The following is a 12,488-nucleotide window of genomic DNA, read 5'->3' as shown; positions in this document are numbered from 1 at the left end:
TCAGTGCCCGGTTTTCTGAAGCAGTTTTTTCTCCGAACGGCGGGCAAGCAGGCTGAACGGAAAAATCAGGATAAAGTACAGAACCGCAATAGCAGTCAGAAATTCGAAGTAGCTTAAAGTCTGTGCACCGAGTATGCTGGCCGTATAGGCCATCTCACCCACTGCAATTGCGGACAGCAAACTGGTTGCCTTCAGTAGTTCAGTCAAAAAATTGACGAATGCCGGCATCATTCTACGGATGGCCGGTGGAATGATGATCTGCCGCCAGATGTAGTATCTTGGAATAGCGAGTGCCTTGGCAGCGTCGACCTGTCCCTTGGGCACTGCAAGAATACCGGCGCGGAAAATCTCAGCGAGATAGGCTGCGCTGAACAGTGAAAGTGCGATGATGCCGCAGGCTTCGCTCGATATTCGAATCGACAGCAGCAGGGGGAGACACGAATAAACCCAGAAAATCAGTACAACTTCCGGAATGGTTCTGAAAAAATCAATGAATCCGTTTGCAACTCGGAATGAAAGCCCTTTTTCCTGCAATTTCCCCAGGCACGCGAACATGCCAACAACAATCCCGATCAACAGGGAGACCGCTGAAATCCAAATGGTTACACCAAAGGCCTGCAAAAGATCCGGGCCGTAGCGTATCAGTTGATCCCATTCGAATCTCATTAGCGTTCTCTTTTTTGCAAAAAGTATTCAAGCCTGAGCGTGGTTTTGCTCATCACAATACCCACAATGAAGTAAATGACGGCGATTGCACTGAACAGTTCCACCGGTTTGAAAGTAACGTTGCTGATTCGATTGGTTACTGTCATCAGTTCGCTTACGTGAAGTATGGATAGAATCGCGGTCCCTTTGAAAAAACTGATCGTGAGATTTACAAGTGGCGGAATCATGGTGCGGATGGCTGGCGGCAGAATCACCCGGGTCCAGCGAATCCTTGAAGGGAGTGCCAGCGAATAGGCGGCCTCCCACTGTCCCTTGGGCACCGATTCAATCCCGGCCCGGACGATTTCCGTAAAGTAGGCACTCGCCTGCAAGGTGATTCCGATTACACCGCTCTCAAGAGCAGTAGTATTGATTCCCGTAACAAGCGGCAGTGCGAAATGAATCCAGATCAACTGCACGAGCAGCGGCGTGTTGCGCCAGATCTCGACAAAGGCGATCACGAGCCAGCGAAGTGGAGCAATTGCGGACTGGCTGGCAATCGCCAGAACGGTTCCGAAGAGCAGCCCTGAGACAGCCGCGCAAGCAGTCAGTCCAAGTGTAACCATGAGCCCCTTGAGCAGGACCACGCGGTATTCCCAAACGACAGAAAAGTCCAGGGACAGAAGAAGGTCCCAGTTCAGGAAATAGGCAAAGACAGCAAGAACAGTAAAGGCGATGAGTGGAAAAGCGTACTTCGTCACCTGACAACTACCCCGTGCGTCTGTGATCCTTGCTCAAAAATCGGTTGAGCACGTTTTGCGTCAGTTTAGAAATATTGTTGTCGAATCCGTTCCACGGCAGACTGCCGCAATAGGTGATTGATCCCACAGAAAATACAAAGCCACCGAAGCTTGTCTCGAAAATAGTCATGTCTGCACGAATCAGTTTTTCGACCGGATCCCCGGTACGGGTTCTCTGGTGAGAAAGGATTTCTTCGGGAACGAGGACAAAATGTTCGGGATAGATCTCTGAGCTGGCCAGGACGGCGGCGTGAAGCGGCGTGCCCAGTCCATAATCGATCCGGTCGAGTTCGAAACCTGCGGCACCACCGCCGCTCAATCCGAAATCGCCCAGAATCTCATCGGCAATTCCGTCGAAAACCCACTCAAATCGTTTGGGTATATCTGGATTGCGTCGGTAGTAGGTTCCCTGAAAGTCACCCTGACCGGTAAATCCAACGCCGGCGATCTGTTGCGGAGGGCGTCCATTGCGCAGCCACATACCGCCGTACTCACCATCAAGCGCGTTGTAGTACTCACCGGGTTCCGCTGCCCAAATTCGAATACCGCCTTCACCCCTTCGAATTTCCACCATCCCGGGAAGGTCGTCACGGATGGCCACCTTCCAGTAAAATCCGTTTCCACCCATATACATCAGCCTCCCGCCAAACTCGGTGTATTGACCAATCGCATCCAGTGTATTGCGGGTGTGATACTCCGGGTGACTCATTGTCATTACCACTGAGTAGGGTTTCAGTAATTCCGCACCTTCGCGGTGAACATCTTCATCGCATACAACATCGTATTCGTAGCCGAAGTGTTCAAGCCAGGCGAGCAGATGGGTGTCAGCCGGCAGATGCCGCATACCCGAGCCCCCATAATCCCTGCAAATGGTGATGTAATTCGGACGCATCGTCAGCGATGGCCGGAGGCTTGAGGAAAGGCAGATTCCGCTGCCATCGTTGTGGTAGTTGTAGGTCGACAGTCCAAAATCTCGAATTTCGTCGGGCGTCCAGGGGCGAGTTCCCCGTTCCTTCACCAGGGCTTCATACTCAGGTCCGGCAATTGCACGGGCCTGATTGGTGTAAACGGTATAGGTGAACGTCGGAACGATTACACAGATTTTTGACTGTGGTTTGCCGAATTGGGGGCGAACGTAAAACGGAATGTCCTCGTAGGTGTCGTTACACTCAATTCGCAGCGAGTACATTGCGCTTGGAAACCCGCTGGGAACTGTAAACTCAAAGTCAGTTTGCCAATTGCAATCGTAAATATCATCATCGTGAAAATGGATGGCCCCATACTCATTCGCAGCATGTTTCCAGGCCATTTCATTACCGCTCCAGTTGGAACCTCTCATCGCTCGTGTGGGACAGTTGATCAGATTGCCATGTAAATTAAACCGACCAATGTCGGTGATATTTTGAGTCTGAATGTCCAGTGAAAAGTCCCACAACGCAAAAATCGAAGTATCCATTTGCTCTTGAAAGGAACTCTCAAGTATTTCTTCATTCGCTATAGCTGCGGGTTGGTTGGGGAATCCTTCGTCAAATGTTCCTTTATAAATCCCAGGACGTTCAATCTTGCCGTTATAGTGTGCTGCGTCCAGTTCAGGGCCGCTTGAAGCTATGTAGATCTCATCTATCGCAGGCAGTGAAGGCGCGTGAGATATTCTCAACGAATCCCTGCCTTTTTCTATACCCTCGAAAGAGATCTTGTGAGGAACTTGATCAAGGTGCAATTCATTGGCTTTAAGGTCGACTATGCACCTGACGGTGTACCAGTATCGCTCAAGCAAGGCACTTCGGTTTCTCAGCACTGTGTCTTCGTTTATGCAGGCAGCTAAGTGACCGTTTTTCAAATACACCTCCAGCAGTTTAAGCTCCGACGCCTGCCTGAAACAGATGATGGTCTGCTTCCCGCATTGAGGCAATGTCGGCCAGATATTCACACAGACCGAGTAGTGATCAGAGTGTACCAGTGCGCCGTCGACGGGTACAAATCCATAGGATCCGAGTTTGACGGGTTGTTTTCTGGAGGGAAACTCACCGGCAAAAACGTCCCCTAGATCATGTTCAATGATGCCGGGTCCATCAGGATTGGGATCGGCACAGGTTATGCGCACAAGTCGAGCGGAATAGGGCTGCTCAAATTCGCTGCTAACCTTGAATTGGATTGTTTCGTTTTGGCCAACGCTCCAGCGATTTGCATAGCCGGCAATGGGAATCATGCTGCAGTCCTCAAACTCAGTCGGTAATCGGGGTTATTGTAGTGCAGTCATTTCATCGGACTTGGTTTGATACCAATGGAGACTCTATCTCGACTATTCAACTATGTCGGGTAAACTTTGATACATCAATTCAATCAATCAATTGCTGAGCAGAAAAACGACATGGCATTTAGTCTTCTAAGCTGCCTATAGACAGGCAGGAGTATTTTCTATGTGTTCGACATTCAACAATTGGCAGGAACGACTTTGCGATGGCGAAGGTTTGCTGAGCGAGTGGTATGAGAGTTTTTTCTCGCAAATGCAAATCCAAGGCTATGCACACCGTACGGTACAACGCCGACAAACGGATCTGGCTCGACTTGACAGTTGGCTCAGACAACCCGATACCGACCGCAGAGGCAGTTTCGAGGAAGTTGTTCAACGGTACTTGCATAACACAGATTTGCGTTCGACAAATCCAGTGCATATTTCACTGAACCACTTCCTTGAACACCTCCATTCGGCAGGCGCAATTGAATTCAGTGAGCCGCCTGCGGCTGATCGTGCATCAGTCGATGGGCATGTGGACGATTTCAAAGACACAGATGTGATTTATGCTGATTTGACATATGCTCGAACAGGTCGAATTGACAGAGCGTCGTTGCGTCAAACGACCTCAGAACTCAGTTCATACCGAATTCAGCATAAGTCCTCCTGACAATGCCGATCACGCCAAGCAATCCAGACGAAAATCAGGCCTTGGAGACAAACTGATTCCACCAGTACCACCCCGAGTCAAATCTCCCCGGCAATCGCCTACAATAAATTGATGTGCCATCACCACGCCTCGTGATTGACAATGTTGCCTGTGATCGAAGTGAACCTCCTGAGTCCTGAATATTGGCCGGAAATTGTTTTCCAACTTCAATTTGAACACAGATTGTGCTATGCAAGTAGGATTCGAAAGTCAAAAATCAACATGGATTCTGACAGGTGATATTCCGATATGTGTGTCATCATAGTCGCTCTTGGGCAAAGTTCACGCTACCCATTCATTGTCGCTGCCAATCGGGACGAGTACTACAACCGGCCGGCCGTTGCCGCTGACTATTGGCCTGACCTGCCACAGATTATCGCAGGCAGGGACGAACAGGCCGGTGGAACCTGGTTGGGCTTGAGTCGCCGTGGCCGGTTCGCTGCGATAACCAATCACCACGAACCCGGACGTCACAATTCCAGACTCCAGAGTCGGGGAAAGCTGGTAAGCGGTTTTTTGGCTGCTGACCAATCGGTGGTTGAATATTCCCAACTGCTGGATGATTCAGGGCAGGATTACAACGGCTACGGATTGATCTTTGGCGACTTCTCCCGTCTGCGATACCAGACCAATCGGGATCGTCAGATCGTCGACATCACCGAAGGTGTACACGGGTTGAGCAATCATTTCCTGAACACGCCCTGGCCCAGGGTGGAGGAAGGCAAGCGCAGACTCCTGAAGTTGTCCCAATCGGAAGATCACATTGATGCGGAGCGGATTTTTGACATCCTCCTGGACAGCGACACAGCTGGAATGGGGCAACGGCATCCTGAACAGGACGCCTCAACAACCATACCAGCAGTCGATCCGTCAAGACTTCCCATATTCATCCGCACGAAAGATTACGGTACTCGAAGTTCATCGGTCATCCTTGTCAGCCGTGAAGGAATGGTGACGTTCCACGAACGAACATTCGAGCCGTCGAGCGACAGGATTCTGTGTCAGCGCACGTTCGAATACGAGATTCAGTGAAAACCCATTGCGTTGCTGTCAACCGTGCAATCGGTTGACTTTCAAGACCCTGTCAACCTGACGCAGTCGGGCCAAGGCCTTTTTCAGGTCCTCGGCACTTCCCACCTCCAAACTCAGGTAGATCTTGCCGAGGTCCTGATGTTTGACCCGGACAGCACTCACACTGAGCAGTTCCAATCCCAGCTGTGTGATCGCAGTCGTAACGTCCTGTAGCAACTGAGGATGTCCTTCCGCAACCATTTCAATGTCAACCGGACGCTTCGTGAACTTGTCAGTTTCCCAATTGACGGCAACCATCCGTTCGGGATGAACTTGCAGCATTCGCTTCAGGTTCCCGCAATCCGGCCGATGTATCGTAATGCCGCGCGCGACGGTCACATAACCGATCACGTCGTCTCCGGGCAAGGGTCCGCAACACGATGCATACCGTGTCAGAAGTTCCCCGACACCCAGCACCGACAACGGTAAAGTCATGGTCTCCTGTTTGCGATGGGGTGGTTGCGGCGCCTCCGGATAAGGGTCGGCCTGCCCGACTTGCTTGGGAATCAGGCTGGTTACGGCATGAGATGGCTTGAGCTCTTTCATGCCAATCGCAGTCAGCAAGTCCTGACTGTGCCTGAACCCGTTGTCCCCGGCGAGTTTCTCAAGGTTGACTTTAGTGAGACCCTGGCGGTTGAACTCCTTTTCAAGCAACAGCTTGCCCTGTGCCTGATATCGACCGTATTCTTCCAATTTGAACCACCGTCGGATTCGAGCCTGTGCCCTGGATGTCACCGTAAATCCTTCATTCGAATTCAGCCAGTCGCGGCTTGGACCACCCGATTTGACGGTTCGTATCTCGACCCAATCCCCGGTTCGCAAGACGTAGGTCAGCGGCACGATTCGCCCATTCACCATAGCGCCGCGACAACGATGCCCAACCTCGGTGTGAACCGCATAGGCAAAATCGATCGGAGTGGCTCCTAAGGGAAGCTCAATGACATTGCCTGCAGGTGTGAACGCAAATACAGTTTCCGTATAGCCTTCAACCGACATCGAATCACCGTCCTTCGAGCCCAGCATCTCCTCTTTCCACTCGAGAATCTGTCGCAGCAGCCTGACTTTCCGGTCCTGGTATGCACTCGATTTGGCGTTCTCCTTGTACTTCCAGTGCGCAGCGACGCCGAATTCGCAGTCGTTGTGCATTTCGACGGTACGAATCTGCACTTCCACCGTCTTCGAATCCGGACCGGACACAGCTGTGTGCAAGGAGCGATATCCGTTCGGTTTTGGCACGGCAATGTAGTCATCGAACTCGCCTTCAACCGCCGCCCAAGATGCATGCACCGCCCCCAGGGCCGAGTAACATGAAGCGATATCGGGCACGAGAATCCGAACTGCGCGCAAGTCATAGAGACTTTCCAGATTCAATCCCTTGTTCTGCAACTTGTTCCAGATCCCGTACAGATGTTTGGCCCGTCCATTGACTGTCGCACTGATATTCGACCGATCCATCAGCGCCTGCAGCTCGGCGACAAATCTGACAACATATTGCTCTCGCTCGACCCGACGCTCATCAACCAGTCGCGCAATGCGGTCAAATTCCGGACGTTTCAGAAACTTGAAAGACAAATCCTCAAGTTCCCACTTCAACCTCCAGATTCCGAGCTTGTTCGCCAAGGGTGTATAGACCGACAGCATCTGTTGCGCCATCTTGTTTTTTTCAACTTCCGACAGGTCCCTGGCGCGTCTCATCTTAACCAGCAGTTCGGCAAGATGAATCACGACCACTCGAGGATCATCGACCATGGCGACGAGAATTGCGCTCAAGTCAATTTTTCGTGATGATGGCCCCGATTGCAAAGTGCCGCGCTCGACCGCCAGTGAGATACTGTCCAACTGCAAAGCGCTCTCGTACAGCTGGCGCATAGGCGTGCCAAAGCGTTTTCCTATACGCTCTATCTGCGATTTCGAGACCGGATGCAAACCCCTGAGAACCGAGATGGCGGCCATTTCCCAGTCCGCCTCCGCCTCTGTCAATATCGCAATCACATCAATGGGATTGCCTTGTCTTTCAGTCGGGTCAGAACCGTAGATCTCAAGCACCTCGGTGATGACATCCTCTCCGATGCCGGAATCTGCCAGATGCCACCGCTTTTGTGTGCTGAACTCGTTTACCGATGCCTCATTCATGGTAATTTTTTGTTTCATTCATCGCTTCAATATGTTGCACAGGCACATCACTTCGATTGCAGTTTCGGACGCATGCATCGCATCCGATCAGACTCATTGCGGCGACTCAAATTCCTGCCATGGACAGCAATGATAATTCGGATTGGGGAGTTTACTGTCAGATATTCGCGTCAGACCAAAGGTATCGACCCGAGGTGACATTGTGAACTCGAATCGTTTGCTGAGAGTGGTAAATAATTGCTCAGTCTGAAACTACCTATTAATTCAACAGATAACAAAGTTACATACAAACTTTTGAACAAAAATTGTCAATAAATTGTACGGCGAATTCCGGCTCAAGACCCGCTTCAGTCTCTATGATCCAAACCATTGAATGCACTTGCATCCATTCACAGACCCTCGCGCTCAACCTGAAGTCGAGGTGAATTGAATCGATCAATAGCAGCTTCAATTTTGTGCACCCTGCCCTCTTGACAAATTTTCAATTGAACCTATATTAATGAGCATTCCATTCCAAATTGACAAAAATATCTTGAATATTTAAAATCTTTTTTTCGGATTTTCAAATTTATAGGGAAATAATTGCGATGACGTTAAATTTACCGTTTCTGTTGGAACCTTCTGAGCTTGAAGAAGTTCTCGGTCAGACCGACCTTCTCATAGTTGACGTCGGCGACACTGATGCGTACGAAAGGGAAAGGATTCCTGGCTCCGTGCACGTTGACTATCTTGACATCGTGTCTGGGGCTATTCCGACCAGCGGTACGTTACCACCTGTGGAAAATTTGCAGGATGTATTTTCCCGAGTCGGTCTGACACGGAATATGCACGTTGTCGCCTATGACTCGGAAGGCAATGGACGTGCGTCGAGACTGCTCTGGACACTGGATGTGCTGGCCCATCCTAGCACGTCGTTACTTAATGGCGGCTTTACAGCCTGGAAAAATGAGGGATACCCGGTAGAAACCTCGACACCGTCCAGTGTCGAGCGCAGTGACTACCCGGTTCACGTCAACGGCAAAGCGCAGGCTGACAAGAGTTATATTCTTTCCAATCTGGAAAATTCGGATATTGGCCTGCTTGATGCCCGATCGAAAATGGAGTATGAAGGATTTGACATCAGAGCGATGCGAGGCGGGCACATTCCAGGAGCCAGAAACATCAATTGGCTTGACACGATTGATACGACCCGAAACAACCGCTTCAAACCCGCTGATGAGCTCATTGAGATGTTGCATCACAGTGGCATTACGCCGGACAAGGAGATTATCACCTATTGCCAGACGCACCATCGGTCGTCACACAGCTACGCCATGCTGAAGTCCTTGGGTTACGATCGGATTCGCGGTTACGCGGGCTCATGGTCTGAATGGGGGAATTCCGCTGAGACTCCGATCGAGTGATTGTCCGCCTCGCAAAGGGGTCATGGTAACAATGGTGGCGGTCATCGAACCGTACTGCGGGGTACGGATCAGACAGTAATCAATGACTTGATGATCATCCATGTTGACATGGATGCGTTTTATGCGTCCGTAGAGCAACGCGACCAGCCTGACTTGGCAGGTAAGCCCGTTGTAGTCGGCGGAACAGCGCAACAACGAGGCGTCGTGGCAGCAGCCAGTTACGAAGCCAGAAAGTTCGGCATTCACAGTGCGATGCCCTCAAGTCAGGCGATTCGGCTTTGTCCACAAGCCGTTTTCATTCCGATGCGAATGAGTTATTACAGAGAGATATCCAACCAGATACAGGAAATTTTTCTTCGCTACACACCGCTGGTCGAACCTCTTTCCCTGGATGAGGCGTTCCTGGACGTTACCGACAGTACCAGACTGTTCGGCGGGGTCGAAAAAATCGGAGAATTGATCAAGCGTGACATTCTGTCTGAACTTGGTCTGACCGCCTCGATTGGAATCGCCTCGAACAAGTTTCTGGCAAAAATTGCGAGTGATCTCGAAAAACCCGACGGATTTGTCTGTTTACCCCTCGCATGTCAGAATTTTCTTGATAAGTTACCTGTCACCCGCCTTTGGGGCATCGGCGATGTCGCAGCACGAAAACTGACCGGCATCGGGATCGATACCATAGAAGATTTCCGGATGACTCAGATCGGACTTCTTGAGAAAACACTCGGACATGGGGTCGGACAATTACTCCGACTCGCCAACGGGGTGGACGACAGGAAAGTCGTACCAGAAGCTGAAGCGAAATCGATATCGCGTGAAACAACCTTCGCGACGGATGTCGATGACTTGACGATACTTCAATCCACACTGATGCATCTGACCGAGGATGTCACCACCCGCCTTCGCCGGAAAAATATGTTCGCTCGCACCGTCGGCATCAAACTGAGATTTTCCAGTTTCCATACCATCACCCGGGACGCGACTCACGCGGAGCCAACCGATGTCACACAACCCATCTGGAAGTCCGCGCAAAGGTTGTTGCATGATGCAATAGGCGATACAAGATTCAGCGTTCGACTTATCGGTGTCCATCTGCAATCTCTCGTAAGGGATTACGAAAAGGACCGATCACTATTCGACCAGACCGAAGTTCAGCGGCAAAGCAAAGTGGACTCCGTTGTGGATTCAATCAATGACCGATTCGGCAAGTCGACAGTGCACCGAGGCTTGGCAGGTGATCGTTCAGACAGATGGAGTCCAGGCTCGGGTGGCTGAGTCGGAGTTCAAGCACACAAGGGTCACGGACGAACCCTGATCTCGAAGGAAACGCCAAATTTTTACAATCCGGATGTGAAAATAATTTTGCAGTGGAAAGATAATTTCACTATAAAGAAATTTGAACAATTGGTTCTGTCATGCTGTACACAGTGGGATCATGCTTCAGAGCCGGTTATCAACTCCCCATGATGTCGCCTCATCAATCGACAGTAATCGCAAACTATTCCAGGCCAGTAACAATGGACAGTTCCAAGCCGAATAAAGAACTTCCGGCCGAATCCATGGCACCAAGCGGGGAACCCGCCGCAACACAGCCATCTGAAGACAAGACTTCTGACAATGCCCTGCCCGAAACCCAGGAAGTGTCCTCAATCAGTGCTGCCGAGCAGCCTCAATCAACGTCCGATGCAGATACGTTGGAAGAGAACGTGTCGGATGCATCTGATCAGCAGTCCGATACCGATCCGGTTCAGTCGGAATCGCCGGACAAGTCTGAAGAAGTTGCCTCTGTGGAAGAGCAAACAGCCACTGAGGCGACTGCAAGTTCAGACACGGCGGACGGGGACAAGGCAGCTGACATTGACTGCGTCCTCGGACAGGTCGAAGCGCTCTGCGAGCGCCTGAGCAAGGAACTGGAGAATGGCCAATTGCGAGAGTGCATTTCACTGTACGAAAAAGCCCAGGCCAAGCTCTCGCTTCTGACTGACTCACAACTTGACTCGAAAAGGCTCAAGAAAGTCAGGAAACGAATCAACAGTACATACGCACAGGTACGGGAACTGAAGGACTGGCGGCACTGGGGGATACAGCAGTCGCGACTCGATGTGATCACCAAACTGGAAAATCTCGCTGGTTACGAGGGCAACCCCCTGCATCTGAACAGCCAGATCAAGGAATTGCGGGAACTTTGGAGCAGTTGGATTCAAGCGGGTGACTTTCCGAATCGCGCAATGCGGGAAAGGTTTTCCAACGCCTATGAAGAGGCGTTCAAGCCCTGCAAGGCTTATTTCAAGCAGCACAAACAGCAACGCAAGGCCAATAAGAAAATTCGAAAGCAGATCTCCAATCAGCTTGAGGATTACTACGAATCGGTCGACTGGAACCAGCCTGATTGGTCAGCGATCACCAATACGATTCGCGATGTGAGAAAAAAGTGGAAGAAGGCTGTTCCTCTCAACAAGAAAGACTGGAACTCGACCAATGCGAGGTTGGAAGAAGTCATCGGTAAATTTGAACCACACCTTGAACGTGAGAGAAAAAAAGGAGTCTCGTTGCGTCTTGGTCTGATTGAACAAGCCGAATCGCTCGACTCTGAACCTGTCAAGGTTGCGACTGAGAAAGTGAAGCAACTGCAACAGGAATGGAAAGCGGTCAAAGTGCGAGATAAGAAGAAAACGGAAAATGAACTTTGGGACAGATTCCGCATTGCCTGCGACCGTCAATTCCAACGTCGGACAGAAATCCGAAAATCATTCGAGGATAAACAACGCAAGTCCGCCAATGCCAAAAAGGCACTGCTTGCCGATATTCAGGAAATCAACAAACTTCCGATCGATCAGATCAAAAGCAACGCGTCCGAGGTCTCAGCCATCCAAAGAAAATGGAACAGTGCAGGTGCACCCGGCAGGAAATCCCGAAGTCCGTTGGATCATGAATTCAAACGCGAAGTTTCAAAATTTCGGGAATCCATTCGTGAATTGAAAAGACTTGAGACCGAAGCGGTCCTCTCGGTGCTGGAGTCCAAGGCCAAGTTGTGCGACGAGCTTGAACTGTACGCAGTTCAAGGGAAAGAAGCACCGGACCTGCACCACTACCGAGACCAGTGGGATAGTTTCAAGGACCAATGTGGTGAATTTGAAAATGCGATCCGCAATCGGTTCGAGTCAGCCTGTGCCATATGTGACGGCAGCGACGCCGATCGTTTAGGTCAGTGGCAGCGGAATCTTGAGATCAAACAGGAGATCTGCCTGAAACTGGAAATTCTTTCGAAACTGGACTCGCCGCCAGAATTTGCGCGGGACCGCATGCAAACCAATATTTTGCGCCTGAAAACGGCAATGGTCGATCAGGGAGCGACCGCCGATCCGGAAACCGAAATCCAAGACTTGCTGGTCAACTACTGGCTGACCGGCGCAGTTCCCGAGCAGGCGTATGAATCGCTCAGCAAGAGATTTGCAACTATCCGAGAGGAACTTTCGAAGAGTTCCTGAGAA

At 50.8% G+C, this 12,488-nt stretch carries 8 protein-coding genes; 4 read left to right on the top strand and 4 right to left on the bottom strand.

What is annotated here, in order from left to right; genetic code table 11:
- Genes OXI60_09140 through OXI60_09130 form a run of 3 tightly spaced genes read right to left on the bottom strand, consistent with a single transcriptional unit; the run spans position 1 to position 3,654 of the window.
- Positions 1-666 carry an amino acid ABC transporter permease gene (locus tag OXI60_09140; GenBank protein ID MDE0309977.1) on the bottom strand — a complete coding sequence of 222 codons (666 nt, stop codon included), beginning with the start codon at positions 664-666 and terminating at the stop codon, positions 1-3.
- Positions 666-1,406: an amino acid ABC transporter permease gene (locus OXI60_09135; GenBank protein MDE0309976.1), complete on the bottom strand. Its 741-nt coding sequence runs from the start codon at positions 1,404-1,406 to the stop codon at positions 666-668. Before OXI60_09135 ends, OXI60_09140 begins: the two co-directional genes overlap by 1 nt.
- 7 nt (positions 1,407-1,413) lie before the next feature.
- Complete coding sequence (locus OXI60_09130) at positions 1,414-3,654, bottom strand: hypothetical protein (GenBank protein MDE0309975.1); 2,241 nt, start codon at positions 3,652-3,654, stop codon at positions 1,414-1,416.
- A 985-nt stretch (positions 3,655-4,639) separates the two neighbouring features.
- On the opposite strand from OXI60_09130, the gene OXI60_09125 reads away from it, so the two are divergent.
- Positions 4,640-5,422: an NRDE family protein gene (locus OXI60_09125; protein ID MDE0309974.1), complete on the top strand. Its 783-nt coding sequence runs from the start codon at positions 4,640-4,642 to the stop codon at positions 5,420-5,422.
- An 18-nt stretch (positions 5,423-5,440) separates the two neighbouring features.
- On the opposite strand, the gene OXI60_09120 is transcribed toward OXI60_09125, so the two are convergent.
- Complete coding sequence (locus tag OXI60_09120) at positions 5,441-7,612, bottom strand: RelA/SpoT family protein (GenBank protein MDE0309973.1); 2,172 nt, start codon at positions 7,610-7,612, stop codon at positions 5,441-5,443.
- A gap of 569 nt (positions 7,613-8,181) precedes the next feature.
- On the opposite strand from OXI60_09120, the gene OXI60_09115 reads away from it, so the two are divergent.
- The 3 genes from OXI60_09115 to OXI60_09105 all read left to right on the top strand — a co-directional run bounded on the left by OXI60_09115 (position 8,182) and on the right by OXI60_09105 (position 12,485).
- On the top strand, positions 8,182-8,997 hold the full coding sequence (locus OXI60_09115) for a sulfurtransferase (protein ID MDE0309972.1): 816 nt from the start codon (positions 8,182-8,184) through the stop codon (positions 8,995-8,997).
- Positions 8,998-10,272 (top strand): DNA polymerase IV, encoded by a 1,275-nt coding sequence (dinB, locus tag OXI60_09110; protein MDE0309971.1) that lies wholly within the window; start codon positions 8,998-9,000, stop codon positions 10,270-10,272. It begins immediately after the preceding gene.
- A gap of 242 nt (positions 10,273-10,514) precedes the next feature.
- On the top strand, positions 10,515-12,485 hold the full coding sequence (locus tag OXI60_09105) for a DUF349 domain-containing protein (GenBank protein ID MDE0309970.1): 1,971 nt from the start codon (positions 10,515-10,517) through the stop codon (positions 12,483-12,485).
- The last annotated feature ends 3 nt before the right edge of the window (positions 12,486-12,488 follow it).

The sequence above is a fragment of the Acidiferrobacterales bacterium genome, from assembly GCA_028820695.1.
Lineage (GTDB): Bacteria > Pseudomonadota > Gammaproteobacteria > Arenicellales > JAJDZL01 > JAJDZL01.
Note: the sequence above shows the minus strand (reverse complement) of the source record. Positions and strands in the feature narration are given on the sequence as shown.

What these genes read in the sequence shown, in the direction of transcription:
- OXI60_09140 (MDE0309977.1), bottom strand. Translation starts at nt 666, where the DNA reads ATGAGATTCGAATGGGATCAACTGATACGCTACGGCCCGGATCTTTTG.
- OXI60_09130 (MDE0309975.1), bottom strand. Translation starts at nt 3,654, where the DNA reads ATGATTCCCATTGCCGGCTATGCAAATCGCTGGAGCGTTGGCCAAAAC.
- OXI60_09125 (MDE0309974.1), top strand. Translation starts at nt 4,640, where the DNA reads ATGTGTGTCATCATAGTCGCTCTTGGGCAAAGTTCACGCTACCCATTC.
- OXI60_09120 (MDE0309973.1), bottom strand. Translation starts at nt 7,612, where the DNA reads ATGAAACAAAAAATTACCATGAATGAGGCATCGGTAAACGAGTTCAGC.
- OXI60_09115 (MDE0309972.1), top strand. Translation starts at nt 8,182, where the DNA reads ATGACGTTAAATTTACCGTTTCTGTTGGAACCTTCTGAGCTTGAAGAA.
- OXI60_09105 (MDE0309970.1), top strand. Translation starts at nt 10,515, where the DNA reads ATGGACAGTTCCAAGCCGAATAAAGAACTTCCGGCCGAATCCATGGCA.